The organism is Micromonospora sp. NPDC049204 (genome assembly GCF_040647935.1).
Classification (GTDB): domain Bacteria; phylum Actinomycetota; class Actinomycetes; order Mycobacteriales; family Micromonosporaceae; genus Micromonospora.
The window spans coordinates 333,445-359,517 of record NZ_JBEZDC010000006.1 but is presented as its reverse complement, the minus strand read 5'-3'; the positions used below and the strand labels follow the sequence as shown (position 1 = coordinate 359,517).

Genomic DNA, 26,073 nt, shown 5'->3' with positions numbered 1-26,073 from the left:
TCGCTGCGCTCACTCATGCCTGCACCTCGCTGCGCTCGGCGCCGGCATGAGTGCCCAGGCACGCTGCGCTGATGATTCGTTCGCTGCGCTCACTCATGCCTGCACCTCGCTGCGCTCGGCGCCGGCATGAGTGCCCAGGCACGCTGCGCTGATGATTCGTTCGCTGCGCTCACTCATAGCGGATCCTCGGATCGAGTACGGCGTACAGGACGTCCACCACCAGGTTCGAGACCAGGTAGACCACGACGAGCACGCTGACGATGCCCACCACCAGGGGGCCGTCCTCGGTGCGGATGCCACGGAAGAGGTTGAAGCCCACGCCGGGGATGTTGAAGACGCCCTCGGTGATGATCGCGCCGCTCATCAGGTTGCCCAGTTCCACGCCGAGGAAGGTGACGACCGGGATGAGCGAGTTGCGCAGCACGTGGACGACGACGATGCGGCGCTTGACCAGGCCCTTGGACCGGGCGGTCCGGACGTAGTCGGCGCGCAGGTTCTCCGCCACCGAGGCCCGGGTGAGCCGCAGCGCGGTGGCCAGCGACAGCGAGCCGAGCACGATGCCCGGCAGGAGGAGTGCGTAGAACGTCGGGTCGGAGCCGGCGGTGGGTGGGAAGAGTTGCCACCTGACGCCCAGGAAGTACTGCGCCAGGGGTGCCAGCACGATGGTCGGGATGCCCAGCACCAGCAGGGTCAGCACCAGCGTCGAGTTGTCGAAGATGCTGGCCCGGCGGATGCCGGCGAGCACACCGGCGGTGACCCCGAAGATGATCGCCACGGCGAGCGCGATGAGCGCCAGCCGGACGGTGACCGGCCAGGCCTGCTGGAGGATGTCGCCGATGTTCCGACCGGTGAGCGACTCGCCCAGGTTGCCCTGGAGCAGGTTCTTCACGTAGTCGAAGTAGCGGTAGAAGAAGCCGCCGACGCCGGTGGCGTCCAGGTGGTACCTCTCGGTCAGGTAGGCCCGTTGGGCCGGCGTCACCGGCCGCTCACCAGCGAGCGCCTGGATGGGGTCGCCCTGCCCGGCGAATGTCAGCGCGTAGACGATCAGGGTGGTCCCGAAGAACGCCAGGACCATCTGCAGTAGGCGCCGCAAGATGTAGCGGAACATGCTTAGCAGTCTCTCCGGAAATGTGCGAAAGGGTCGCAGGACGGCATCTCTGGTCGTACCCGAAATATCCGAGACGTGCCGTCCGGCCCGGGGAAGCCGGCACCACCGACGCCGGGACCGCTCTGCGACCCGACCCGGTGGTGCGGTCGGGCCACCCGGGCGTCGCCCGGGTGGCCCGCACCTTGGTCAGCTCAGCTGGCCGCTTCGATCTTGACGAGGTTGACCCGCTGGAACAGGTCCATCTGCACGTTCTTGACCTTGGACGAGTGGCCGAACACGTTCTCGCCGAAGCGGAGCGGGATCACCGGCATGTCCTTGGCCAGGATGTCCTCCGCCTGCTGGTACTTGGCGATCGCCTCGTCCTGCGTCTTGGCGGCGGAACCCTCCTTGACCAGCTTGTCGAACTCCGGGTTGCTGTAGCCGTAGTAGTTCGACGAGCCGTTGGTGCTGTACAGCGGGCCGAGGTAGTCCTCCATGGTCGGGTAGTCCATGACCCAACCCATCCGGAAGGCACCCACCGGCGTCTTCTTCTCGACCTTGGTGAGCAGGTCGGCGAACTTCGGCTCGGCCGAGCCGACGGCGTCCACACCCAGGTTGGCCTTGAGCTGGTTGACCGTGGCGTCGACCCAGTCCTTGTGACCGCCGTCGCCGTTGTAGGAGATGACGATCTTCTTCGGGCCGCCGGCGGCCTGGTAGAGCTTCTTGGCCTCGGTCGGGTTGAACTCGCCCGCCTTGCCCGTGGTGTTCTCCCGGTAGCCCGGCAGGACCGGCGAGACGAAGGAGCGTGCCGACGTCTGCGAGCCCTTGAAGACCGACTTGGTGATCTCGTCACGGTCGATCGCCATCGAGATGGCCTTGCGCACGTCCGGGTTGGCGTAGTCCTTGTCGAACGTCGGGAACGCGAGGAACTGGAACGACGACATCGGACTGGTCTGGTACCGGTCGCCCAGGTCGCTCGGCGCGGTGCTCAGGCTCTCGGTCGGGATCGTCGGCAGCACGTCCAGGTTGTCCGCCTGGACATCCGCGTAGGCCGCGGTGAGCTGCTGGTAGATCCGGAACTCGACGTCCTTGACCTTGGGCTTCTCACCCGGGTACGCGTCATAGCGCTCGACGTCGATCTTGCTGTCGTGCTGCCAGGTGCCCTTCATCTTGAAGGGACCCTGCCCGATCGGCGCCTGCTCGAAGCCGTCCTTGAGCACACCCGGGGCCGTGAACGCGGCCTTCGGCAGTGGGAAGAACGCGTTGTAGCCGAGCGTGGTCTTGAAGTCGATGTACGGGGCGGACAGCGTCACGGTGAACGTGCTGTCGTCGACCTTCTTCAGGCCGGACATCTCCTTGGCCTTCGGCGCCTTGCCCTGGAGGTCGGCGTAGCCAGCGATCTTGTCGAAGAAGGCGTTGGCGTCCTGACCGTTGGGGGCGTACGCGCCGTAGTTCCAGGCGTTGATGTAGTCCTCGGACGTGACCTTCTCACCGTTGTGGAAGGTGAAGCCGTCCTTGAGCTTGATCGTCCAGACCTTGTTGTCGGACGAGGTGATCGACTGCGCGGCGACCTCGTACGGCTTGTTCTGGGCGTCGTAGTCGACGAGCGGGCTGAACAGGCCGGCGATCACCTGTGACCCGGACGTCTCGGTGGTGTTCGTGGGAACCAGGTGCTTCGGCTCGGCGATCTGGATGCTGACCGCCGACGTGCCGTTGCCGCTGGATCCACCGTCTCCGCCGCTGCCGCAGGCCGCGAGGCCCAGCGTCACCGCGAGCGGGAGGGCGGTCCAGGCGGCGAGTCTACGAACTCGCATTGAGCCTCCTCATCTCCTCACGCTGCGCAGTCAGGCCCGACGCTGGGTTACGCTGCGCAACAAGCGGCAACGGTAGGTCGGCGACCGGCTGTCGGCAACGAGGCGGTTGCGGGTGGGTAACGTTCCGGCACGCCAGGGGTTGCCGAAGGTCAGCCGACCTGCTAGCAGATTTCGGGTAAACGCCTTCCATCTGCGAAAATGCGGCCGGTCAACGCGCCCAATGGGGCAACCTCGGCCAGCCTGGTGGCCTCTTGACTCGCCGTCCGGTACCTGCCGCACTTTGCCGCCCTGTCTGGTTCGACGGTGACGAAATCCACGATCTGTGACTGAGAGTGACTAGCGCCACGTAACGGAAAGTCACAAGCTGTCGCCGGGGGCGGAGCCGGTGGCGCCGGAGGTCGTCCGAACGCCGAAGCGGTGGCCGTGAGACGATCTGGTGGTGACGGCGACGCTTCTGGACGGCAAGGCAACCGCGGCGGAGATCAAGGACGAGCTGCGGATACGGGTGAAGGCACTCGCGGAACGCGGCATCACCCCCGGGCTCGGCACGGTCCTGGTCGGGGCGGATCCGGGCAGCCAGGCGTACGTCAACGGCAAGCACCGCGACTGCGCCGAGGTCGGCATCGCCTCGATCCGGCGGGAGCTGCCCGCCGACGCCACCCAGCAGCAGGTCGACGACGTGCTGGCCGAGCTGAACGCCGACCCGGCGTGCCACGGCTACATCGTCCAGCTGCCGCTGCCGGCCCACCTCGACACCCAACGGGTGCTGGAGTCGATCGACCCGGACAAGGACGCCGACGGCCTGCACCCGGTCAACCTGGGCCGGCTGGTGCTCGGCTACGACGGCCCGCTGCCCTGTACTCCGCGCGGCATCGTCGAGTTGCTCCGCCGCCACGACGTGGCCCTGCGCGGCGCCACCGTGGCCGTGGTCGGTCGGGGCAACACCGTTGGTCGGCCGCTCGGCCTGCTGCTCACCCGCCGCAGCGAGAACGCCACGGTCACCCTCTGCCACACCGGCACCCTCGACCTCGCCTCGCACACCCGGGCCGCCGACATCGTCATCGTCGCCGCCGGCGTACCGGGGCTGCTCACCGCCGACATGATCAAGCCGGGCGCGGTGGTGGTCGACGTCGGTATCACGCGGGTGATCGGCGCGGACGGCAAGGGCCGCTACACCGGCGACGTGGACCCGGAGGTGACCGAGACGGCCGGCGCCCTGGTCCCCATGCCCGGCGGTGTCGGGCCGATGACCCGGGCCATGCTGCTCACCAACGTCGTCGAGCGCGCCGAGCGCGGCTGACCCACACGTCCGCAGCGCCGAACCAGGACGGCGGTGACGTTCGCCCCATCCCGGCGATGGCCGCCGCCCCTGGCCTGATCGGTGCCAGGATGACTGATACGGTCCGGAAAACCGACTGGTATCAGGGAGTGGGACGACCATGGGTAAGAAGGTCACTGTCGTCGGGGCTGGCTTCTACGGCTCCACCACCGCACAGCGCCTGGCCGAGTACGACGTCTTCGACACCGTAGTGATCACCGACATCGTGGAGGGCAAGCCCGCGGGCCTCGCGCTCGACCTCAACCAGTCCCGGGCCATCGAGGGCTTCGAGACCAAGGTCGTCGGTGTCACCACCGGCCCCAACGGTGAGGGCTACGAGCAGATCGAGGGCTCCGACGTCGTCGTGATCACCGCTGGTCTGCCGCGGAAGCCCGGCATGAGCCGGATGGACCTGCTGGAGACCAACGCCAAGATCGTTCGTCAGGTCGCCGAGAACGTGGCCAAGTACGCCCCGAACGCCGTCGTCATCGTGGTCTCCAACCCGCTGGACGAGATGACCGCGCTGGCGCAGCTCGCCACCCAGTTCCCGAAGAACCGGGTGCTCGGCCAGGCCGGCATGCTCGACACCGCCCGGTTCAGCAACTTCGTCGCCGAGGCGCTGAACGTGCCGGTGGCATCGGTACGCACGCTGACCCTGGGCTCGCACGGCGACACCATGGTCCCGGTCCCGTCGAAGAGCACCGTCAACGGCAAGCCGCTGCGTGACGCGATGCCCGCCGAGCAGATCGAGGAACTGGTCGTCAAGACCCGCAACGGTGGCGCCGAGGTGGTCGCGCTGCTCAAGACCGGTTCGGCGTACTACGCCCCGTCCGCCGCCGCGGCCCGGATGGCGAAGGCCGTCGCCGAGGACTCCGGCGAGGTCATGCCGGTCTGCGCGTGGGTCGACGGTGAGTACGGCATCTCCGGTGTCTACCTCGGTGTCGAGGCCGCGATCGGCGCCGAGGGCGTCAAGCGCGTCGTCGAGACCGACCTGGACGCCGACGAGCGCGCCAGCCTCCTGGCGGCCGCCGAAGCCGTCCGCGCCAAGCAGGGCGACGTCTCCAGCATGTAGTTCCCCGAGACACCGCTTCAGCGAAGGGCGCGCCGGCTTCGCCGGCGCGCCCTTCGCCGTCCCCACAGCCCCCAACCCGGACCCGGGCGGGCTCATCGAGCAGGTTGATCAAGAGGTTTGCGTCAGGAATCGCGGTTCTGGTGACGCGAACCTCTTGATCAACCGCAGAAGATTGGTCGGACCGCCGGGTGGTCAGACGGTGGTGAAGGGGGCGCTGAGATGGGGGGTGGCCAGGAGGGTGGGGAAGTGGGTGCGCAGGGTGGTCAGCCGGGAGGTGCGGGCTCGTTCCGGGTCCTCCTCGTGGGCGTACGCCAGGTCGGGGTCGACCAACTGCACCATGTGCACCAGCAGGTCGCCGGTGAGCAGCAGCCGCTCGTCGGCGGAGGTCACCAGCACCGACTGGTGGCCGGGCGTGTGGCCGGGAGTGGAGAGCAGGCGTACCGCCGGGGTGAGGGTGGTCTCGCCGTCGACCACCCGGAGCTGGCCGGCGGCGCGCAACGGCGCGACCAGGCCGGCCGGCAGCGCCGGATTGAGTGTCTCCGCCGCGTCGAGATCGGCCCGCTGCACCAGGTAGCTCGCGTTCGGGAAGTACGGCCGGCCGGGGTTGCCGGTCACGGCCCAGCCGATGTGGTCGGTGTGCAGGTGGGTGAGCACGACGGTGTCGACGACCGCGGGGTCGATGCCGGCGGCGGCCAGTTCGGTGGGCAGCCGCCCCGGTACGGGCGCCCAGCTCGCGGCCAGTGAGTCGGCCGGGCCGATGCCGGCGTCGACAAGGGTGACCGGCCCGTCCCCGGAGCGGATCGCGAAGCTGCGAAACGGCAGCCACCACTGCCCGTCGGCGGTCACCGCCCCCGGGTCGCGTCGGTCGGCCTCCCGCCAGTGGGCCGCCGTGGCGTGTGGAAACGCCTCGGTGCGAGGTTGGAAGAAAGCTCCCTCGGAGTCGATGAGCGCGGTGACCGTGATAGACCCGAGGGTGCGGCTCAGTGGCATCGGGCGATGGTGCCAGGGAATTCTGTGCCGTGCAGCCCGCTTCCACCGGCCGACCGAGGCCGGGTGGGGGCTGCCCGTCCAATTGCAGTACGCTCGTACTGCTTGAGCACGTGTCCCCCGAGAGGAGCGCCGGCCGATGGCGAAGATCAAGGTAAACAACCCGGTCGTGGAGCTCGACGGCGACGAGATGACCCGGATCATCTGGAAGCAGATCCGGGAGCAGCTGATCCTGCCCTACCTCGACGTCGACCTGCACTACTACGACCTGTCGATCCAGCACCGCGACGAGACCGACGACCAGGTCACCGTTGACGCCGCCAACGCCATCAAGGAGCACGGCGTCGGCGTCAAGTGCGCGACCATCACCCCGGACGAGGCCCGGGTGGAGGAGTTCGGCCTGAAGAAGATGTGGCGGTCGCCCAACGGCACCATCCGCAACATCCTCGGCGGCGTCGTCTTCCGTGAGCCGATCATCATGTCCAACGTGCCGCGGCTGGTCCCCGGCTGGACCAAGCCGATCATCATCGGCCGGCACGCCCACGGTGACCAGTACAAGGCCACCGACTTCGTCGTCCCCGGCCCGGGCACGGTGACCATCACCTACACCCCCGCCGACGGCGGCGCGCCGATGGAGATGGAGGTCGCCAACTTCCCCGGCGGCGGCATCGCCATGGGCATGTACAACTACGACGAGTCGATCCGGGACTTCGCCCGGGCGTCGTTCCGGTACGGGCTGGACCGCAACTACCCGGTCTACCTGTCCACCAAGAACACCATCCTCAAGGCGTACGACGGCCGGTTCAAGGACATCTTCGCCGAGGTGTTCGAGACCGAGTTCAAGGACGAGTTCGCCGCCGCCGGCATCACCTACGAGCACCGGCTCATCGACGACATGGTCGCCGCCGCGCTCAAGTGGGAGGGTGGCTACGTCTGGGCCTGCAAGAACTACGACGGTGACGTGCAGTCCGACACCGTCGCGCAGGGCTTCGGCTCGCTGGGTCTGATGACCTCCGTCCTGCTCTCCCCGGACGGTCGTACCGTCGAGGCCGAGGCCGCCCACGGCACGGTCACCCGGCACTACCGGCAGTACCAGAAGGGCGAGAAGACGTCGACGAACCCGATCGCGTCGATCTACGCCTGGACGCGGGGCCTGGCCCACCGGGGCAAGCTGGACGGCACCCCGGCGGTGACCGAGTTCGCCAACACGCTGGAGCAGGTCATCGTCGACACCGTCGAGGGCGGTCAGATGACCAAGGACCTGTCCCTGCTCATCTCGCGCGACGCCCCGTGGCTGACCACCGACGAGTTCATGAACGCGCTCGACGAGAACCTGGCCCGCAAGATCGCCGCCTGATCCAGGCGTACCGCATCATCGGAGCCCGCCGGCGTCTCAGCCGGCGGGCTTCGGCGTGTCCGGCGCTGACGCGCCGGGTGGCGTCACCGCCGTCGGCGCGCCTCGTTGACCAGGATGGACGAGATGCCAGTCGCGTCCGAGGAAGGTTGACCACGGTCGACCCGCGGCACCCGTGCGCCGATCAGCCAGCCTTCCCGGCTGTGCCGTGCACAGCCAGCCGTCCCTTCCCTGCGGGGGGCCCTGTCCCGGGCCCCCCGCGCCCTGTTTCCGTCGCTCACCGGCAGGGCCGGAAAGCAGCTCGGCTCAGACGGCGCGCAGCAGTTCGGCGGCACGCTCGGGGGAGATGTCGTTGATGAAGACACCCATCCCGGACTCGGAGCCCGCCAGATACTTCAGCTTGTCCTTGGCCCGCCGGATGCTGAACAGCTGCAGGTGCAGGTGGCCGAACTCGCGGTCGATGCGCACCGGCGCCTGGTGCCACGCCGAGATGTACGGCATCGGCATGTCGAACAGACCGTCGAAGCGGCGCAGTAGATCCAGGTAGAGCGGCCCGAAGGCATCCCGCTCGCTGTCACTGAGCGCCGGAATGTCGGGTACCACCCGGTGTGGCGCGACGTGCACCTCGAACGGCCAGCGGGCGGCCGCCGGGACGAACGCCGTCCAGTGTTCGTTCTCGGCGACCACCCGGTCGCCGGTCGCGCGCTCGGCGGCCAGCACGTCCGCGTACAGGTTGCCCCCGCCGGTCCGTTCCGCGTGCCGGCGTGCCGCGGCGAGCAGCGCGCGGGTGCGCGGCGTCACGAAGGGGTACGCGTAGATCTGCCCGTGCGGGTGGTGCAGCGTGACGCCGATCTCGACGCCCCGGTTCTCGAAGCAGAAGATCTGCTCCACGCCGGGCAGTTCGCCGAGCACCTCGGTGCGGTCGGCGAGCGCGTCCAGGACGGTGCGGACCCGGCTCGGCGGCAGGCTGGCGAAGGAGGCGTTGTGGTCCGAGGTGAAGCAGACCACCTCGCATCGGCCGACTCCCGGTCGAACAGGCGTGAACGGGGTGATCTCGCCGGGCTCCTCGGCGACGCGGCCACTGAGCGACGGGAACCGGTTCTCGAAGACCACCACGTCGTAGTCGGGCGCGGGGACCTCGGTCAGCCGATCACCCACCGACGGGTCGAGGGGGCACTCGTTCGCCGGGGGGAGGAAGGTGCGGGTCTGCCGATGCACGGCCACCGCCACCCACTCGTCGGTCAGCGGGTCGTAGCGCAGTTGGGACGCGGGGGGCGGCGGCGGCAGGTCCCGGCGGTCCGGCTGGTCGCGGACCGCGTCGTCGCGCTCGTCGAAGTAAATCAGTTCCCGGCCGTCGGCCAGGTCGATCGCGGTGCGTTTCACTGCGCCGCCCCCTCACTCGTCGGCGTGCGCGTCGCGCGGCCCGCCCCGGTCGCTTCTACCATGATCAATTCGCCCACCTGTTCGCCGAGTACCCGTCGTGCGGGCGCAGGCAACCGGTCGTCGCTGACCAGTACGTGCGCTGCCGCCAGCTCGACGATCGAGGAGATGCCCACCGTGCCCCACTTGGTGTGGTCGGCCAGCACCACCAACCGGTCCGCCGCGGCCACGAGCGCCCGGTCGGTCTCCGCCTCCATGAGGTTCGGGGTGGTGAAGCCGGCCCGCTCGGTGATGCCGTGCACGCCCAGGAAGAGCAGATCCAGGTGCAGTGCCCGGATCGCCCCGACCGCGAGTGGGCCGACCAGCGCGTCCGACGGCGTGCGGACGCCCCCGGTGAGCACCACCGTCTGGTCCGGTCGACCACCGGCGTGCAGGATCTCGGCCACCGGCAGCGAGTTGGTCACCACGGTCAGGCCGGGGACGTCCACCAGCTTGCGGGCCAGCTCGGCGGTGGTGGTGCCGGCGGAGAGCGCGACCGCCGCGCCCGGCCGGACCAGTTGGGCCGCCCGATCCGCGATGGCCGCCTTCTCCGCCAGTTGGCGGACCGACTTGGCGGAGAAACCCGGCTCGTCGGTCGAGCTCGGCCCGGCTGCCGTGGCGCCGCCGTGCACCTTGGCCAGCAGGCCCCGCTCGTGCAGCGCCTCCAGGTCACGACGGATGGTCATGTCGGAGACGCCGAACTCGGCCGCCAACTCACTCACGCGGACGCCGCCGGTGGACCGGACCCGCTCCAGGATGGCCGCCTGCCGCTGCTGAGCGAGCATTCGCCGTGCCTCCCGGAGGTCCCCGTACTCTCACGCGGTCAAACGTGTTCCAACAAAGACGAACACTAGCGCGGAGCGGGCGGCGGCCGGACAGCGGCTACGGAAACACCTCAGGAAGAGGCGATCTTCAGCTCCACCCACCCGGTCTCGGTGAGCTGGTGCAACACGGCCTGAACGGCGTCCGCGACGCTGAGATCGCTGGTGTCCAGCACCAGGTCGGCGTCGCTCGGCTCCTCGTACGGGTCGTCGATACCGGTCATGCCGGTGAGCAGGCCGGCCCGCGCTCGCGCGTACAGGCCCTTGCGGTCCCGGCGCTCACACACCTCCAGCGGGGTGGCGACGTGCACCAGCACGAAACCCGCCCCCGCGGCCAGGGCCATCTCGCGGGCGGCGGCACGGGCCGCCGCGTACGGGGCGATCGGGCAGCAGATGGCCACCCCCCGGTGCCGGGCGATCTCGGCGGCCACCCACCCGATCCGCCGGACGTTCATGTCCCGGTCGGCCTTGCTGAAGCCCAGCCCGGCGGTGAGCTCCCGGCGCACCACATCCCCGTCGAGCAGGGTCACCGTGCGGTCGCCGCTCTCCCGCAGCGCGTCCGCCAGCCCGCGCGCGATCGTCGACTTACCGGAGCCGGAGAGGCCGGTCAGGAAGACCACCAGCCCCCGGTGCCGGCGCGGTGGCCGGGCCCGGGCCAGCTCCCTCGCCACGGCCGGCGGGGTGTGCCACTCCGGCAGGGGGAAGCCCCGATCCAGCAGGTCCTCGATCTCCTGCTGGGTCAGCGCGAGCCGACGGTTGCGCGGAGGGATGTCCTCCCGCCAACGCCACTGCCCGTCCCTGTTGTCGTAGGCGAGTTCGCGTGGCACCAGCACCCGCAACCCGGCGCCGGAGAGCATCTCCCCGGTGGAGAGCAGGTGGGTGACCCCGTACGCGGCGGAGACCCGGGCGCGCAGCAGCGCGTCGCTGATCTCCTCCCGGCGATGCGACAGCGGCACCGCGATCACGGTGGCGGGCGGCATCCGGTCCCGGGCGGCGAAGATGATGCGGACCAGTGCCTCGGGCGGAAGCCCTCCGACGCCGCCCTCACCGACCGGGATCATCACGAGCAGGTGCGCGGCCAGCGTGCGGGCTGCGTGGGCGATCTGAGCGAGCTGGGGACGGTGCAGCGGCCGGTCGGCGATCACACCGAGCACCCGGCCCGGGGGGAGCAGCGCGCGGACCTCCTCCGGGCTGCGACGCAGTCGCTGGAACGGGCCGTGGCCACCGTCGCCCAGCCGCCGGACCTGGCCGCCAACCCCGGCGACGCCCTCGCGTACCGGCCAGACGTCCGCCACGTCCAGGGCAGCCGCCGGCGCGCCCTCGCCGTCGGTCAGCACCAGCGCCCGGCGGGCCGGGTCGCGCGGATCGAAGCCCTGAGCCAGGGCGGTCGGCACCTGGAGGGTCACCGCGACCTGCCACGGCGTGCCGTCGGCCAGTTGGCCGCGCCGGCTGACCGACACCAGGTCGGCACGGGTCATGAAACCGGTCAGGGGGGAGTACGCACCGGTCAGCAGCAGCTCCAGGTCAGCGAGCTCACCGGGACGCGGCGTGTACGCCGGTGCGTCCTGCAGCACCTCGTCGGGCAGCACCCAGCCGTTGCTCATCCACACCCCCCACTCGCTGACCGGCACACAGTTTCGCAGCCGACCGTCGATCGGTCGAGGCCGCCACTCCACGATCCGGCCGGGCGGATCAACACCGGATCCGCCGACCACTGCCGACCTCACCCCGAACCGGTTGTGGTCGGTGCGGAGGACGGACTCGCTCGACATCCAGGTGACGCGGGCACGACTCCCGACAGGCCGGGAGATGAATGGTGTCACCCCGGATCGCCGTTTCCCGAGGCGGGGTCGCGCCGGACGCGCTACCGGCGGCAACGGTTCCACCACCCTCGGCGGGGGACCCTAAGGGTCCGTCGAGGCAAGGATCAGGGAAGCGCCGGGGGCGCGCCGGTGTCCGTGGTGGGCGTCGACTCCCTACGCTGGCAGCGTGACACTGATCGCGACCCAGTCGCTCACCAAGACGTACGGAGGTCGGGTCACCGCGCTCGCCGACCTCACCGTCGCCGTCGAGCCCGGGATCATCGGCCTGGTGGGCGCGAACGGCGCCGGAAAATCCACGCTGATCAAGATCCTGCTCGGCCTGATCGCCCCGACCAGCGGTCAGGTCTCGGTGCTCGGCATCGACCCGTCCGCCGATCCGGCGGCGGTCCGTGCCCGCGTCGGTTACATGCCCGAGCACGACTGCCTCCCACCCGACCTGTCCGCCGCCGAGTTGGTCACCCACCTCGGGCGGATGAGCGGCCTTCCCCGCACCGCCGCCCGCGAGCGAGCCTCGGAGGCCCTGCGGCACGTCGGGCTCTACGAGGAGCGTTACCGCCCGGTGGGCGGCTACTCCACCGGCATGAAGCAGCGCGTAAAGCTGGCCCAGGCGCTTGTGCACGACCCCGATCTGCTGCTGCTCGACGAGCCGACCAACGGTCTGGACCCGGCCGGCCGGGACGCCATGCTGGCGCTGGTGCACCGGATCGGCACCGAGTTCGGCATCTCCGTGCTGGTCTGCTCGCACCTGCTCGGCGAGGTCGAGCGGATCTGCGACACGCTCATCGCCATCGACGGCGGCAAACTGCTGCGCGCCGACCACATCTCCGCGATGACCACGGCCACCGACGTGCTCGCCGTGGAGGTCAGCGAGGGCACCGAGGAGCTCGCCGCCCGGCTCACCGAGCTGAAGCTGCCGGTCGCGCGGGACGGGCGACTGCTGCTCGTGCCACTCGCCGACGACGGCACCTACGACCTGATCCTCGGCGCGGTCGCCGAACTGGACCTGCCACTGCACCGACTGGACCAGCGCCGGCACCGGGTGGCCGAACTCTTCGCCACGAGGGAGCTCTCCCATGCCTGAGCCGACCGCAGCCGCCGTGCGCCCCGCGCCGACAGGCGTCATCCACGACATCGGCTACCAGCGCTACGAGGGCCCGAGGCAGGGCCGCCGGCAGGTCTTCGGCGCGCTCTACGGGCACGGGTTGCGCACCGTGTTCGGCTTCGGGCGCAGCGCCAAGGCCAAGATCTTCCCGTGGCTGGTGGTCGGCATCGTCAGCCTGGTCGCGGTGGCCCTGGCCGCGATCCGCAGCCAGATCGGCGAGCCGGTCGCCACGTACGCCCAGTTCGCCGACGCGATGAGCTGGCTGGTCATCTTCTTCGTCGCGGTGGCCGCGCCGGAGCTGGTCTCCCGGGACCTGCGCAGCGGCGTCCTGCCACTGTATTTCTCCCGACCGCTGCCCCGCAGCGACTACGCGCTGGCCAAGCTGCTGGCGCTGGTCACGGCGCTCTGGCTGCTGCTCGGGGGGCCGCAGTTGCTGATGTTCCTGGGTGCCGCGTTCACCACCAAGCAGGGCATGCGCGGGGTCTGGAACGAACTGCTCGACCTGCTGCCCGGCCTGCTCTACGCCGGGCTCTGGGCGGTGGTCTTCGCCTCGATCGGCCTGCTGGTCGCCTCGCTGACCGGCAAGCGGGCCTTCGCCGCCGGCGGCGTGGTCGCGGTCTTCCTGATGACCACCCCGATCGTGGGCGTGCTGAGCATCCTGCCGTCGCAGACGGCCAACGAGCTGGCCGGGCTCGCCTCGCCCTCCACGCTGGTGCAGGGGGTGGGCATCTGGTCGCTGGGTGACCTGCTGGTCGAGGGCGATCCGGGCGAGATGCTGATCGGCGGGTTCGGCCCGGTCTACGCCCTGGCCGCGGTGCTGTTGGTCGCCGGCGCGACCGCCCTCCTGCTGGTCCGCTACCGGAAGGTCGCCTCCTGATGAGCACGCTGAACCTGACCGGGGTGTCCCGGTGGTACGGCAACGTGGTCGCGGTCAACGACATCAGCATGGCCCTGGGGCCGGGCGTGACCGGGCTGCTCGGCCCGAACGGCGCCGGCAAGACCACGCTGCTGCACATGATGGCCGGGTTCCTCTCCCCGTCGCGCGGCACGGTGACGCTGGACGACGAGCCGACCTGGCGCAACCCGGACGTCTACCGACGGTTGGGGCTGGTCAGCGAACGGGAGGCGGTGCAGGGCTTCCTCACCGCGTACGAGTTCGTGCTGGCCAGCGCGAAGCTGCACCGGCTGGCCGATCCGGCGGCGGCCGCCCGGCGGGCGATCGATCTGGTCGAGTTGGAGTCGGCGCAGAGCCGTCGGATCGGCACGTACTCCAAGGGCATGCGCCAGCGGGCCCGCGTGGCCGCCGCGCTGGTGCACGACCCGCAGGTGCTGCTGCTCGACGAGCCGTTCAACGGGATGGACCCGCGCCAGCGGCTGCACATGATGCAGTTGCTGCACACGCTCGGCGACGCCGGCCGGACCATCCTGTTCAGCTCGCACATCCTGGAGGAGGTCGAGCAGGTCTCCGGGACGGTGCAGGTGATGGTGGCCGGGCGGTTGGCGGCCTCCGGCGACTTCCGGACCATCCGCCGGTTGATGACCAATCGCCCACACGTCTTCGCGGTGCGTTCCACGGACGACCGGGCGCTGGCCGTCGCGCTGATCGCCGAGCCGTCCGTCAGTGGGGTCGAGCTGGACCCCACCGGCCTGACCGTGCGGGCCGGTGACTACGGCGCCTTCACCCGGGCACTGCCCCGGATCGCGCTCAAGCACGGCATCCGGGTGCGCCAACTGGTGCCGTCCGACGAGTCTCTGGAGAGCGTCTTCTCCTACCTGGTGGAGGCCTGACATGTCGACAATTACCTGGATCACCGCGCGTGGGCTGTTCGGCAGGCGTCGGTTCCTGCTGCTGCTTCCGCTGCCGTTGGTGCTGCTCGGGCTGGCCGTGCTCTGCCGGTCGCTGGGGGTGGACCCGGGCGAGTGGGGGCCGCCGGTGCTGGTCGGCCTGGGGCTGGCCGTGGTGCTGCCGGTGGTCGCGCTGATCATCGGTACGGGCGTGTTGGGTGCCGAGATCGACGACGGCACGGTCGTGCACATCCTGACCAAGCCGCTGCCGCGCTGGCAGATCGTGCTGCCGAAGCTCGCGGTCGCCGCCGGGGTCAGCGCGGCCACCGTCGCGGTGCCGCTCTACGTCGCGGGCGTGCTCGCCAATTCGGTACGCCTCGGACTGGCGCTGGCGGTCGCGGCGACGCTCGGCGCGCTGGCGTACTCGGCGTTGTTCCTCGCCCTCAGCCTGGTCACCAGGCGGCCGGTGCTGCTCGGCCTGGTCTACGTGCTGATCTGGGAGGGGCTGCTGGGCAACTTCGTCAGCGGCACCAAGGTGCTCTCCATCCAGCAGTACGTGATCGCCCTCACCGACCGGATCGCCCCCACCGGGCTGTTGGAGACCACCGTGTCGGTGCCGGTCGCCTCGGTGATGACCGCGTTGGTCAGCGTCGGCTTCACCGTGCTGGCCATCGACCGTCTGCGTTCGTTCAGCGTGGCCGGCGAGACGAGCTGAGACCAGTGCCCAACGGTGATCCGGCCAGCCACACCTCGGCGGTAGGGCTGGCCGGATGGACCGGTCGGCCCCCGTCGGGCCAGGCTGTTGGGTGTGAGCGTCGAAGCGGAGCGGACGTCGTTGGCTGAGCCGTACTCCCGGAGCAGCCGGCCCTGGCTGACCAGTCTGGCGGTTGCCGGGCTGGCCTGTGCCACGGTCGCGACGGCTGCCCAGGGCAGCGGGCAGTTCCACTGGTGGGCCGTGTTCATCCTGATCCCGGCCGCGTTGATCGCGGCCAGTGGCGGCCCGTTGCTGGCTCGGGGCGGTGGCCGGGCCTTCGCCGGCTACATGCTCGCCTGCGTCGGCACCATCGTGTTCGCGGTGGGCGCGCTGCTGATGTTCGGTGTCATGGGGCGGGGTTGGCCGTTGCTCGTGGTGCTGCCCTGCCTGGCGGTCGCCGGCACCTACGGTTGGCGGGCGGCCCACCCGCTGGCTCGTGGCCTGCACCGTGCGGTGGCCCTGCTCGCGCTGACCGGCGCGATGCTCGGGCTGACCCTGCAAGCGATCCGGGTGAACCTGATCGACCTGGAGACCGGTTGGTGGGGTGCGTTCATGATGCTGGCCGGCGCCATCGTGCTGGGCAACGCGGGCGAGCTGACCCGACACCGGATGCCGTACCGCCTCCAGGCGATCACCCTGCTGGTGGGGCCCTCCGTGGTCGCTTTCCTGCTCGGGCTGCGTTTCCTGCGCGGCTGGTGACGCCCGTCCGCCGCCGCCCCGGGGGGTGGCGGCGGCGGACGCGGCTCAGAACGCGCAGGCGATGACGAGTTCCGGGGTGCGGTCGGGGAGCAGGTCGAGTTTGCCGATCCGACCGGCCGCCCGGAGGTCGTCGGCGACGAGGGTGAGCTGCTCCAGGAGGGCCGCCGGGCCGAGCGCCTCGGCCAGCGGCACCTCCGCCCTCATCGACAGCTTCCGCTCCGACTTGGCCCGTCGCACCTGACTCAACGCGTCGCCGGCGAGCCGCAGCAGGGCCGGGTCACCCGACCCCTCGATCGACCGGGTCACCTCGTAGGTGGTGGGCCACGTCGCGCGGTGCACCGAGCCGTACCGCCACCACGACCAGATTTCCTCGGTCACGTAGGGCAGCACTGGGGCGAACAGTCGTAACTGCACCGAGAGCGCCGAGGCCAGCGCCGCCCGCGCCGAGTCCGCGGCCGCGCCGGTGCCGTACGCCCGCTCCTTGACCAACTCGATGTAGTCGTCGCAGAACCGCCAGAAGAACGCCTCGGCCGCCTGCAACGCGGCCGTGTGGTCGTACGCGTCGAGGGCGGTGCTCGCGGCGGTGACCACGGTGGTCAGTTCGGCGAGCATGGCCCGGTCCAGTGGCGTGGTCGCCGACAGCTCCAGGTCGCGGCGCGGCGTCGGACGCGCCGAACTGGAGTTGTCCAATGGGGCGCGGAGCGCGTCCGCCGCCCCCAGCCCGAGCACGAACTTGGACGCGTTGAGCAGTTTGGTGGCCAGCCGACGGCCGATCTTGATCTGCGCCGGGTCGAAGGCCAGGTCCATGCCGGGCTTGCCGCTGGCCGCCCAGTAGCGCACCGCGTCCGAGCCGTGCTGCTCCAACAGGGCCAGCGGGGTGACCACGTTGCCCTTGGACTTGGCCATCTTCTTGTGGTCCGGGTCGAGGATCCAGCCGGAGAGCACGGTGTCCCGCCAGGGCAGCACCCCGTGCTCGAAGTGCGAACGGACCACGCTGTCGAAGAGCCAGGTCCGGATGATCTCCTGCCCCTGCGGGCGGAGGTCCATCGGAAAGACCTGCGCGAACAGCTCCGGGTCGGTCTCCCAGCCACCGACGATCTGCGGGGTCAGCGACGAGGTGGCCCAGGTGTCCAGCACGTCCGGATCACCGATGAAGCCGCCCGGATGGCCGCGCTGCGACTCGTCGTACCCGGGCGCCGGATCACTGGATGGGTCGACCGGCAGCGCTGACTCGTCCGGCGTGAGAGGGTGGGACCAGTCCGGCTCGCCAGTGTCGTCGAGCCGGTACCACACCGGCACCGGCACCCCGAAGAACCGCTGCCGACTGACCAGCCAGTCCCCGGTCAGGCCGCCCACCCAGTTGTCGTAGCGGTGCTTCATGTGCGCCGGCACCCAGTGCAGCTCCTCGCCCCGGGCCAGCAGCGTGGCCCGCAGGTCGGCGTCGCGGCCGCCGTTGCGCAGATACCACTGTCGAGTCGAGACGATCTCCAGTGGGCGGTCACCGCGCTCGTAGAACTTGACCGGATGGGTGATCGGGCGCGGCTCGCCGATCAGGTCACCCGCGTCGGCCAGCATCCCGACGATCTCCCGGCGGGCGCCGTTGACGCTCTGCCCGGCCAGCGCGGCGTACGGCTGCGCCGGCACCCCGGCCGGCGGCTCCGGAAGCAGCCGACCGTCGCGGCCGATGACCACGCGGGTGTCGAGGTCGAGATCCCGCCACCACGTCACGTCGCTCAGGTCGCCGAACGTGCAGACCATCGCGATGCCGGTGCCCTTGCCCGGCTCGGCGAGCGGGTGGGCGCACACCGGCACCTCGACGTCGAACAGCGGGCTGCGGACAGTCGCACCCACCAGGTCGGCGTACCGCTCGTCGTCGGGGTGACAGACCAACGCCACGCAGGCGGGCAACAGCTCCGGCCGGGTGGTGTCGATCTGCACCTCGCGCCCGTCCGGCCGGGTGAACCGCAGCCGGTGGTAGGCGCCGGGGCGCTCCCGGTCCTCCAACTCCGCCTGGGCGACGGCGGTGGCGAAGCCGACGTCCCAGAGCGTCGGCGCCTCCGACTGGTACGCCTCGCCGCGCCGCAGGTTGCGCACGAACGCCCGCTGACTGGTGGTCCGGGCGATCCGGCCGATCGTCGTGTACGTCAACGACCAGTCCACCGAGAGCCCGAGCCGTCGCCACAGCGACTCGAAGACCTGCTCGTCGGTGGCCGTCAGCCGTTCGCACAGCTCGATGAAGTTGCGCCGGGAGAGCGGGGTGGGGTCGCGGCGGGCCGCGTCGTCGACCGGAGTCGCCGGTGGTCGCCACACCGGGTCGTACGCCAGCGCCGGATCGCAGCGCACCCCGTAGACGTTCTGCACGCGACGCTCGGTGGGCAGGCCGTTGTCGTCCCAGCCCATCGGGTAGAAGACCGCCTTGCCGCGCATCCGCTGGTATCGCGCGACGATGTCGGTGTGCGTGTACGAGAACACGTGCCCCATGTGCAGCTCGCCCGATACGGTCGGCGGCGGGGTGTCGATCGCGTACACGTCTTTCCTGCGACCATTCCCGCTCGGCGCGTCGGACGCCGCGCCGCGACCCGGAACGGTCGGCTTCGCGCGGTCGAACGCGTACGTGCCCTCCTCTTGCCAGCGGCGTGCCCAGCTCTCCTCGAGCCCGTCCAGGGTCGGACGCTCGGGGATGCCGGCGCGGGCCGTCCTCGCCGTATCGGTCATCCAGCGATCGTAGGCATCTTCGGGGGGACGGACCACGCAGTTGCGGATCGCTGGTTCAGATCAGCGAGTCGCGCCACTGCCGGTGCAGGGCCGCGTACCGGCCGCCGGCCTCGGCCAGCACGGCGGGTGGGCCGTCCTCGACGACCTTCCCGTCGTCGAGGACGAGCACCCGGTCGGCGGTCTCCACGGTGGAAAGTCGGTGCGCGATCACCAGCGCGGTGCGGTCGCGCAGGATCGTACCGAGCGCGTGCTGCACCAGCCGTTCGGTCGGCACGTCGAGCGACGACGTCGCCTCGTCCAGGATCAGCACGCTCGGGTCGGCCAGGAACGCCCGGGCGAACGCGACGAGTTGGCGCTCCCCGGCGGAGAGCCGGCCGCCGCGACGGTGCACCTGGGTGGCGTACCCCTCCGGCAGGGCGGCGATGAAGTCGTGCGCGCCGATCGCCCGCGCCGCGGCCTGGACGGTCTCGTCGTCCGCGCTCGGGCGGCCGAACCGGATGTTGTCCGCGACCGTCCCACTGAACAGGTGGTTCTCCTGCGTCACCAACACCACGGCCCGGCGCAGATCGGCGTCGCAGACGTCACGCAGGTCGACCCCGTCGAGCTGGACCGTGCCGGTGTCCGGGTCGTGGAAACGGGCGACCAGTTTGGCGATTGTCGACTTGCCCGCACCGGTCGGCCCGATCAGCGCCACCGTCTGTCCGGCCGACACGCTCAGCTCCAGACCGGCGAGGATCGGGGTGCCGGCACGGTATCCGAAGGAGACCGCCCGGAAGGTCACCGCACCGCCACCGGGGCCGGTCGGCAGCGGTGTGGGCCGGGCCGGCTCGGCGACGGCCGGCCGCTCGTCGAGCACCCCGGCCAGTTTCTCCAGGGCGGCGGTGGCCGACTGGAGGGAGTTGTAGAACTGGCTCAGCTCCTGCATCGGCTCGAAGAAGCGACGCAGGTAGAGCAGGAACGCGGCGAGCACACCGACCTCGGTCTGGCCGTCGAGCACCCGCCACCCGCCGTAGCAGAGCACCGCCGCCACGGTGATGTTGCCGATCAGCTTGATCGCCGGCGAGTACGTGGCGATCAGTCGGAACGTGCGCAGGCTGGTCCGTCGGTAGTCGTCGCCGAGCGCCACGAAGATCCGTTGGTTGCGCGGTTCCCGGCGGAACGCCTGCACCGCCTTGATGCCCCGCATCGACTCGACGAAGTGCACGATGACCAGCGCGACCGCGTCCCGGGTCCGCCGGTACGCGCTCGCCGACGACCGGGCGAACCAGCGGGAGAGCCAGAACAGGAACGGGAAGGCGAGCAGCGTCACGGCGGCCAGCGGCAGGTCCAGCCAGAGCAGGATGGCGGCCACCGACAGCATCGACAGCCCCGCCATCACCAGGTTGTCGATCCCACCGTCGACCAACTCGGCGATCGAGTCCACGTCACTGGTGAGGCGGGAGACCATCCGGCCGGAGGTGTACCGCTCGTGGAAGCCCACGGACAGCCGCAGGAAGTGCCCGAACACCCGCTGCCGCAGGTCGAGCAGGACGGCCTGGCCGATCCGGGCGGAGAGGGTGAGGAACCCGCGCCGGGCCGCGTACTCGGTCAGCGAGGCGACCACGAACGCCCCGGCGACGGCGACCAGCGGGCCGGGGTTGCCGGCGCGTAGCGGCGCGATGGTCCGGTCGATGCCGATCATGACCAGGTACGGGCCGGCCATCGCGGCGGCGTTCTGGGTCAGCAGTAGGCCGACCGCGGCGGCGAGTCGCCTCCGGTGTGGTCGGAGTTGTTCGGCGAGCAGTGCCCGGCTGAGCCGGCGCAGCCGGGCCACCGCCTCGGGCGCGGTGTCCTCGGCTCGGCTCCGGTCCGCCTCCGGGTCCGTGGCGGTCCCGCGCCAGCGGGTCAGCTCCGGTTCCTCCTCGGGCGGCGGTTCGGCAGGCTTCGGCACGGTCACGAGCGCACCAGCCCCCACCCGTCGGAGGGGAACGGGCTCGGGCCGGCGGCTTCCGCCGGTGGGTGCTCGGTGGGTGGGTCGGCGGCCAGCAACGCCCGGTACGCCGGAACGGTGGCCAGCAGGTCGGAGTGCCGGCCCACGGCCGTGATCCGTCCGTCTTCGAGCAGCGCGACCCGGTCGGCCAGGGCGATCGTCGACGGCCGGTGCACCACCAGCAGCGCGGTGCTGTCGCGCAGGACCCGTCGCAGTGCCGCCTCGACCAGCGCCTCGGTGTGCACGTCGAGAGCGGACAGCGGGTCGTCGAGCACCAGCACCGCCGGTCGGCCGAGCACGGCCCGCGCCAACGCGAGCCGTTGACGCTGACCGCCGGACAGGGAGATCCCCTGCTCACCCACCCGGGTGGCCAACCCCCACGGCAGCTCGTACGCGAAGTCGGCCTGGGCGAGCGCGAGGGCCGCGCGGACGTCGTCGTCGCCGGCGTCGGGGTGTCCCAGGGTGAGGTTCTCCCACACCGACATGGAGAAGAGCGTGGGCTCCTCGAACGCCACCCCGACCAGGCGGCGCAGCGAGGCCAGCCGTAGTTCGCGCAGGTCGTGCCCGTCCAGGGTGATCCGGCCGGTGGTCACCTCGTGCAGCCGGGGCACCAGCGAGAGCAGCGTGCTCTTGCCGGAGCCGGTGGCGCCGACCAGGGCGAGCGTCTCACCTGGCTCGACGACCAGGTCGATCTCGCGCAGCACCGGTGCGGTGGCGCCCGGGTAGCGGAACGAGACCCGCTCGATGCGGAGCCGGCCCTGCACCGCGTCGCGCGGCAGCGCGAGCGCGCCGGGGGAGTCCACGATCTGGGGTGGGGTGTCCAGCACCTCCTGGAGCCGGTCGGCGGCGGTGGCGGCCTCCTGACCGTTGGCGATGATCCAGCCCAGCGACTGCACCGGCCAGATGAGCATCAGTTGGAGGCTGACGAACGCGACCAGCTCGCCGATGGTGAGCGCGCCCTTCGCCGCGGCGGCCGCACCGGCCACCAGCACCACGCCCAGGGTCACGTTGGGCACCAGGTCGAGCAACGCCGACGTGGTGGCCAGCAGCCGCGCCTTGGCGACGCCCGTGTCGTGCAGCCGCCGCGCCCTGCCGCCGAAGCGGGCCGCCAGTTCCGGCCCGCGCCCGTACGCCTTCATGGTGCGCAGGCCCTGCGCGGTCTCCTCGACCAGGGTCGCCACGTCACCCTGCTGGTCCTGCATCCGCCGGGACGCGGCATGGTAGTGCCGCCCGAACCGGCGGCTGATCAGCAGCAGCGGCACCGAGCTGGCCGCGACAAGCGCACCGAGCATCGGATGCAGGTTGACGAGCAGCACCACCACGACGACGTAGGTGGTCACGTTGAGCACCAGGAAGAACACGCCGAAGGAGAGGAACCGGCGGATCACCGACAGGTCGCTGGTGATCCGGGAGAGCAACTGGCCGGACTGCCAGCGGTCGTGGAAGCTGGTCGGCAACCGTTGCAGGTGGGCGTAGACGTCGGCACGCAGCGCCGCCTCCATGCCCACCGACGAGGAGGACTGCACCCATCGGCGGATGAAGATGAGCACCGCCTCGGCCACGCCGAGCAGCAGCGCCAGACCGCCGAGCTGGAACAGCCCGGCCGGTTCGTGTCGGGCCACCGGCCCGTCCACCACCCGCTGCACGACAAGCGGTACGGCGATCCCGGCCGCCGTGCCCGCGAGGCCCGCGACGAGCAGCCAGGCGAACTCTGTGGCGTACGGCCGGAGGTAGGGGCGTAGCCGCCAGAGGTTGTGCAGGGGGTGCCGGGGCGCGGCAACCCGGGTGGTCGGGTTGCCGTCGCTTTCCACAGGCATACCAGACGGTAGCGTCAATGCCAGGCGACGCCGGTGTCAGCTTGCTGTCAGGCGCCGCTCATGACCGAGAAGCCACGTCTTCACGTCCAGCCCCCAGCGGTACCCACCGAGGGTGCCGTCGGTGCGCAGGACCCGGTGGCAGGGCACGAACAGTGCCGCCGCGTTCCGGGCGCAGGCAGCCGCGGCGGCCCGTACCGCCGGTGGTCGACCGGCCAGCGCGGCGTACCCGGTGTAGGTGACCGGGGTGCCGGGCGGCACCTCGCGCAGCACCTGCCAGGCGTGGGCCATGAACTCCCCGCCGGTGCGCTGGCGGACCGGCACCGCGTCGATGGCGTCGAGGTCACCGTCCAGGTAGGAGTGGACCGCCGCGGTGATCGGGCCGAGGTCGGCCCGTTGGCGTACCGGCGCCCGCAGGGTCGGGTGGATCAGGGGCAGCAGTGCCGCCGGGTCCGGGGTGAAGCCGGCCGCCCGTACGTCGCCGTCCGGGCCGGCGAGGATGCTCAACGGACCGGCCGGCGTGCTCAGTACGGTGCTGTCGATGCTCATGCCGCTCTCCAGAGTCTCATCGTTGCGTAGGACCGCCAGGGACGCCAACGGTCGGCGTACCCGTCGAGGATTGTCGGGTTGTCGGGCAGGCCGAGGGCGGCGGCGCCGCGCCGGACGGCGAGGTCGGTGCTGAGCAGGATGTCCGGGTCGCCGAAGGCGCGCATGGCCAGGTAGTTGGCGGTCCACGGACCGATGCCGGGCAATGCGAGCAGCCCTCGAGTTGCCGCCTCCCGATCCACCCCAGCCGCCAGGTCGACGGACCCGTCCACGACCGCCCGAGCCAGCCCCCGCAAGGTCTCCCGCCGCCCCACCGGCATCCCAAACCCCGAGTCCGGCACGGCCAACAACTCCTCCGCGCCCAAAAAGCCCCGCAGCCCCCCGCCCCCGCCTCGGTGATCATGAGGTTGGCGTGGGATTCGATCTCCAATCGCCAGGTCAACCTCATGATCGACGTGCTTGGGGGTGGGGGTGGTGAGGAGGCGGGTCAGGGTTTTTTGGGCAGAGGCCACCGAGACCTGTTGGCCGACTATGGCGCGGACGGCCATCTCGAAGCCGTCCACCGCGCGGGGGACGCGGATGCCCGGCTCTGCCGCGACCGCCGGGGCTAGCGCCGGGTCGGCGGCCAGCGTGGCGTCGATGGCGGTCGGGTCCGCGTCCAGGTCGAGCAGCCGGCGGCAGCGGGCCACCGCGGGCGCCAGGTCGCGCAGGTCGGTCAACCGCAGCGTCGCCGCCACGTGCCCGGCCGCCGGAGTCAGCGCCACCTCGCCGGTGCCGTGGGGCAACCGCAGACCCCGGTGGTACGTCCCGTCGCGGACCTCGTCCACCCCGGGCAGTGCCCGCACCGCGAAGAAGTCCAGTAGCGCCTGGGCGTGCAGCGGCGGACGGTACGCCAGCCGCAGCGCGAGAGTGCCCGCGCCGGCCGGCGCCCGCTGACCGCCGCGCGCCGTTCGCAGATCGGACGGGGCGCTCGCGTACACCTCGCGGAGCGTGTCGTTGAACTGCCGGACGCTGCCGAAGCCGGCGGCGAACGCGATCTCGGCCATCCCGAGGTCGGTGGTCTCGATCAGGATCCGGGCGGTCTGTGCCCGCTGGGCGCGGGCCAGCGCGAGCGGTCCGGCGCCCATCTCGGCGCTCAGCATCCGGTGCAGGTGCCGTTCGGTGTAGCCCAGGCGGGAGGCCAACCCGGGTACGCCGTCCCGGTCGACCACGCCGTCGGCGATCAGCCGCATCGCCCGGCCGACCACGTCCGCGCGGACATCCCACAGGGGTGAACCCGGCGCGGCGTCCGGCCGGCAGCGGCGGCAGGCGCGCAGCCCGACACCCTGGGCCGCGGCGGCGGACGGAAAGAACCGGACGTTCTGCCGCTTGGGCGTGATCGCCGGGCAGGACGGCCGGCAGTAGATGCCGGTGGACGTCACACCGGTGTAGAACCAGCCGTCGAACCGCTGGTCCCGACTGTCCACGGCCCGGTAACACCGCTCGAAGTCCAGCTCCATGTCACCGATGATGCCCCGCTCGACCCCCCGCCGGCTGGCGGGAATCGGACCTTGCCGTGTCGGTGAGCAGGGACCCCGTCAACGGGGGCGGCGGCGACGCCGATGCGGTTGACCGGACCCGGTGGGCTGGCCAGCCCGATTCGGCTGGGCGGCCCGGCTCGGTTGACCGGTGAGCAGGGCCGACCGGAACACGCCGTCCGGGTCGTACCGCTTCCACAGCCGTCGTACCCGGATCCCGGTCTCGCCCGGGTAGATCCGGGCGAACGCGGCCGGGTCCGGTCGGCTCTCGAAGTTGGCGTACGCGCCGTCGGCCCGCGCTCCGACGGCCCGCCAGGCGGCGTCCAACGCCGCCCCACCCTGCGGTGGGAACACCGAGGCGACGACGAGCGTGTCCTGGTGGCGATGGGCGTACGCGGTCGCGTCGGATGCCACGTCGTTGACCGCGCCCCCCAGCGAGCGGAGCTGCACCACGGCTCGCCCCGGCCCGGTCACCGCCCGTTGCACGGCCCGCGCGCCGGCGTCGTCCAGCCCGGTGAACAGACCGTTCGTGGTCGTGCCGCGCTGCTGCCCGACGTTGGGGTTGAGGTGCGCGGTCGGCACCAGGGTCGGGTAGGGCAGCAGGTCGGTGCGGTGTTCGAGCACCTTGCCGATGGCGAGCAGCGGCTCCACCGCGGGTCGGGCGCGGCGCAGGCTCTCGGCGGCCACCACGGCGGTGATGGACATGAGGGCCGAGCGGCCCTCGGCGTACACCACGGCCGCCGCGGACAACTCCCGTGGGGCCTGCGTGAGGTAGGCCGTCCACTCCCGGATGGTGCGCCCGTCCGGATGCGCCTCGACGACCAGTTGCGTCACACCGACGTTGCGCTGCTCGACCGCCTCGATCTCGAAGGCCACCACGATCCCCGCACCAGCTCCCGCGCCCCGGACCAGCCAGAACAGGTCCGGCTCGTGCGCGGCGTCCGCGCGGACCAGCGTCCCGTCGGCGAGCACCACCTCGACCGCGCGGACGCGGTCGAGGGTGAGACCGTGGGCGCGGACCAGCCAGCCCACGCCGCCGCCGGTGGCCAGGCCGCCGACGCCGACGCCACCGTAGTCACCCGAGCTGACGACCAGGCCGTACGGCGCCAACGCCTTCGCGACGTTCGCCCAGCGTGCGCCGGCCTCGACCCGGACCAGCCCGGCCCGCTCGTCGAGCACCTGCACCCGGTTGAGCAGGGACAGGTCGATGACCACGCCACCGTTGTTCGAGGAGGCCCCGGAGAAGCCGTGTCCGCCGCTGCGGACGGCGATCGGCAGCCGCTGCTCCCGCGCGTAGCGCAGCGCGTCGATCACCTGCGTGGTGGTCTTCGGCAGCAGGACCGCGGCCGGCGAGGCAGTCGTGGTGTACGTGGAGCGCAGCTGCGCGTACCGGCGGTCGCCGGGTGTGACGATCTGCCCGGTCAGCGAGGTGGGCACCCGGGGCATGGTGGTGCTCATCGGCGCCCCTGCGGCTCGC

At 71.2% G+C, this 26,073-nt stretch carries 20 protein-coding genes; 8 read left to right on the top strand and 12 right to left on the bottom strand.

All coding sequences use genetic code 11. From position 1 onward, the window contains the following. Positions 1–169: 169 nt before the first annotated feature. Together AB0A90_RS15050 and AB0A90_RS15045 are read right to left on the bottom strand one after the other, a co-directional pair. Positions 170–1,108, bottom strand: a complete 939-nt coding sequence (locus AB0A90_RS15050; protein WP_357247015.1) for an ABC transporter permease — start codon at positions 1,106–1,108, stop codon at positions 170–172. 191 nt (positions 1,109–1,299) lie between these two features. Beyond that, positions 1,300–2,901 (bottom strand): ABC transporter substrate-binding protein, encoded by a 1,602-nt coding sequence (locus tag AB0A90_RS15045; RefSeq protein ID WP_357247012.1) that lies wholly within the window; start codon positions 2,899–2,901, stop codon positions 1,300–1,302. Between the two features lie 439 nt (positions 2,902–3,340). Here AB0A90_RS15045 and AB0A90_RS15040 point away from each other — a divergent pair, with 439 nt between their 5' ends. Together AB0A90_RS15040 and AB0A90_RS15035 are read left to right on the top strand one after the other, a co-directional pair. Next, entirely contained in the window at positions 3,341–4,201 is an 861-nt protein-coding gene (locus AB0A90_RS15040; protein WP_357247009.1) for a bifunctional methylenetetrahydrofolate dehydrogenase/methenyltetrahydrofolate cyclohydrolase, read from the top strand. Between the two features lie 139 nt (positions 4,202–4,340). After that, entirely contained in the window at positions 4,341–5,291 is a 951-nt protein-coding gene (locus tag AB0A90_RS15035) for a malate dehydrogenase (protein WP_357247006.1), read from the top strand. Between the two features lie 192 nt (positions 5,292–5,483). Here AB0A90_RS15035 and AB0A90_RS15030 read toward each other — a convergent pair whose 3' ends face one another. Next, a complete protein-coding gene (locus tag AB0A90_RS15030; RefSeq protein ID WP_357247003.1) occupies positions 5,484–6,281 on the bottom strand; it encodes an MBL fold metallo-hydrolase in 798 nt (265 codons plus the stop codon). A 136-nt stretch (positions 6,282–6,417) separates the two neighbouring features. Here AB0A90_RS15030 and AB0A90_RS15025 point away from each other — a divergent pair, with 136 nt between their 5' ends. Further along, the gene (locus tag AB0A90_RS15025; RefSeq protein ID WP_357247000.1) at positions 6,418–7,635 is read left to right on the top strand and encodes an NADP-dependent isocitrate dehydrogenase; all 1,218 of its coding nucleotides are present in this window, start codon (positions 6,418–6,420) and stop codon (positions 7,633–7,635) included. 303 nt (positions 7,636–7,938) lie between these two features. Here the strand turns inward: AB0A90_RS15025 and galT are convergent, their stop codons facing one another. The 3 genes from galT to cysC form a co-directional block, all read right to left on the bottom strand. Next, a complete protein-coding gene (galT, locus tag AB0A90_RS15020; protein WP_357246997.1) occupies positions 7,939–9,015 on the bottom strand; it encodes a galactose-1-phosphate uridylyltransferase in 1,077 nt (358 codons plus the stop codon). Then, positions 9,012–9,836, bottom strand: a complete 825-nt coding sequence (locus AB0A90_RS15015; protein WP_357246995.1) for a DeoR/GlpR family DNA-binding transcription regulator — start codon at positions 9,834–9,836, stop codon at positions 9,012–9,014. Before AB0A90_RS15015 ends, galT begins: the two co-directional genes overlap by 4 nt. 110 nt (positions 9,837–9,946) lie before the next feature. Beyond that, positions 9,947–11,476, bottom strand: a complete 1,530-nt coding sequence (gene cysC, locus AB0A90_RS15010; RefSeq protein WP_357247187.1) for an adenylyl-sulfate kinase — start codon at positions 11,474–11,476, stop codon at positions 9,947–9,949. Between the two features lie 385 nt (positions 11,477–11,861). On the opposite strand from cysC, the gene AB0A90_RS15005 reads away from it, so the two are divergent. The 5 genes from AB0A90_RS15005 (at position 11,862) to AB0A90_RS14985 (ending at position 16,035) form a co-directional block, all read left to right on the top strand. Beyond that, positions 11,862–12,776, top strand: a complete 915-nt coding sequence (locus AB0A90_RS15005) for an ABC transporter ATP-binding protein (protein ID WP_357246992.1) — start codon at positions 11,862–11,864, stop codon at positions 12,774–12,776. Then, entirely contained in the window at positions 12,769–13,674 is a 906-nt protein-coding gene (locus AB0A90_RS15000) for an ABC transporter permease subunit (RefSeq protein ID WP_357246989.1), read from the top strand. The genes AB0A90_RS15005 and AB0A90_RS15000 overlap by 8 nt, the downstream gene beginning before the upstream one ends. Next, complete coding sequence (locus AB0A90_RS14995) at positions 13,674–14,585, top strand: ABC transporter ATP-binding protein (RefSeq protein WP_357246986.1); 912 nt, start codon at positions 13,674–13,676, stop codon at positions 14,583–14,585. The genes AB0A90_RS15000 and AB0A90_RS14995 overlap by 1 nt, the downstream gene beginning before the upstream one ends. A 1-nt stretch (position 14,586) precedes the next feature. After that, positions 14,587–15,297 (top strand): ABC transporter permease subunit, encoded by a 711-nt coding sequence (locus AB0A90_RS14990; protein ID WP_357246983.1) that lies wholly within the window; start codon positions 14,587–14,589, stop codon positions 15,295–15,297. Positions 15,298–15,390: 93 nt separating this feature from the next. Next, positions 15,391–16,035 (top strand): hypothetical protein, encoded by a 645-nt coding sequence (locus AB0A90_RS14985; protein WP_357246980.1) that lies wholly within the window; start codon positions 15,391–15,393, stop codon positions 16,033–16,035. Positions 16,036–16,080: 45 nt separating this feature from the next. On the opposite strand, the gene valS is transcribed toward AB0A90_RS14985, so the two are convergent. The 6 genes from valS to AB0A90_RS14955 form a co-directional block, all read right to left on the bottom strand. Beyond that, positions 16,081–18,750: a valine--tRNA ligase gene (gene valS, locus AB0A90_RS14980; protein ID WP_357246977.1), complete on the bottom strand. Its 2,670-nt coding sequence runs from the start codon at positions 18,748–18,750 to the stop codon at positions 16,081–16,083. 55 nt (positions 18,751–18,805) lie between these two features. Beyond that, entirely contained in the window at positions 18,806–20,686 is a 1,881-nt protein-coding gene (locus AB0A90_RS14975) for an ABC transporter ATP-binding protein (RefSeq protein ID WP_357246974.1), read from the bottom strand. Beyond that, positions 20,683–22,536: an ABC transporter ATP-binding protein gene (locus AB0A90_RS14970; RefSeq protein ID WP_357246971.1), complete on the bottom strand. Its 1,854-nt coding sequence runs from the start codon at positions 22,534–22,536 to the stop codon at positions 20,683–20,685. Before AB0A90_RS14970 ends, AB0A90_RS14975 begins: the two co-directional genes overlap by 4 nt. A gap of 36 nt (positions 22,537–22,572) precedes the next feature. Then, positions 22,573–23,082: a methylated-DNA--[protein]-cysteine S-methyltransferase gene (locus tag AB0A90_RS14965; RefSeq protein ID WP_357246968.1), complete on the bottom strand. Its 510-nt coding sequence runs from the start codon at positions 23,080–23,082 to the stop codon at positions 22,573–22,575. Further along, complete coding sequence (locus AB0A90_RS14960; RefSeq protein WP_357246965.1) at positions 23,079–24,578, bottom strand: AlkA N-terminal domain-containing protein; 1,500 nt, start codon at positions 24,576–24,578, stop codon at positions 23,079–23,081. The genes AB0A90_RS14965 and AB0A90_RS14960 overlap by 4 nt, the downstream gene beginning before the upstream one ends. Positions 24,579–24,656: 78 nt before the next feature. Further along, positions 24,657–26,054, bottom strand: coding sequence for an FAD-binding oxidoreductase (locus tag AB0A90_RS14955; RefSeq protein ID WP_357246962.1), 1,398 nt, complete (start codon positions 26,052–26,054; stop codon positions 24,657–24,659). Between the last annotated feature and the right edge of the window lie 19 nt (positions 26,055–26,073).

Coding starts and splice junctions, on each gene's coding strand:
- AB0A90_RS14990 (WP_357246983.1), top strand. CDS start 14,587: ATGTCGACAATTACCTGGATCACCGCGCGTGGGCTGTTCGGCAGGCGT.
- AB0A90_RS15035 (WP_357247006.1), top strand. CDS start 4,341: ATGGGTAAGAAGGTCACTGTCGTCGGGGCTGGCTTCTACGGCTCCACC.
- AB0A90_RS15025 (WP_357247000.1), top strand. CDS start 6,418: ATGGCGAAGATCAAGGTAAACAACCCGGTCGTGGAGCTCGACGGCGAC.
- AB0A90_RS14965 (WP_357246968.1), bottom strand. CDS start 23,082: ATGAGCATCGACAGCACCGTACTGAGCACGCCGGCCGGTCCGTTGAGC.
- AB0A90_RS14970 (WP_357246971.1), bottom strand. CDS start 22,536: ATGCCTGTGGAAAGCGACGGCAACCCGACCACCCGGGTTGCCGCGCCC.
- AB0A90_RS15050 (WP_357247015.1), bottom strand. CDS start 1,108: ATGTTCCGCTACATCTTGCGGCGCCTACTGCAGATGGTCCTGGCGTTC.
- AB0A90_RS14960 (WP_357246965.1), bottom strand. CDS start 24,578: ATGGAGCTGGACTTCGAGCGGTGTTACCGGGCCGTGGACAGTCGGGAC.
- AB0A90_RS14955 (WP_357246962.1), bottom strand. CDS start 26,054: ATGAGCACCACCATGCCCCGGGTGCCCACCTCGCTGACCGGGCAGATC.
- cysC (WP_357247187.1), bottom strand. CDS start 11,476: ATGAGCAACGGCTGGGTGCTGCCCGACGAGGTGCTGCAGGACGCACCG.
- AB0A90_RS15045 (WP_357247012.1), bottom strand. CDS start 2,901: ATGCGAGTTCGTAGACTCGCCGCCTGGACCGCCCTCCCGCTCGCGGTG.
- valS (WP_357246977.1), bottom strand. CDS start 18,750: ATGACCGATACGGCGAGGACGGCCCGCGCCGGCATCCCCGAGCGTCCG.
- AB0A90_RS15015 (WP_357246995.1), bottom strand. CDS start 9,836: ATGCTCGCTCAGCAGCGGCAGGCGGCCATCCTGGAGCGGGTCCGGTCC.
- AB0A90_RS15030 (WP_357247003.1), bottom strand. CDS start 6,281: ATGCCACTGAGCCGCACCCTCGGGTCTATCACGGTCACCGCGCTCATC.
- AB0A90_RS14995 (WP_357246986.1), top strand. CDS start 13,674: ATGAGCACGCTGAACCTGACCGGGGTGTCCCGGTGGTACGGCAACGTG.
- AB0A90_RS15000 (WP_357246989.1), top strand. CDS start 12,769: ATGCCTGAGCCGACCGCAGCCGCCGTGCGCCCCGCGCCGACAGGCGTC.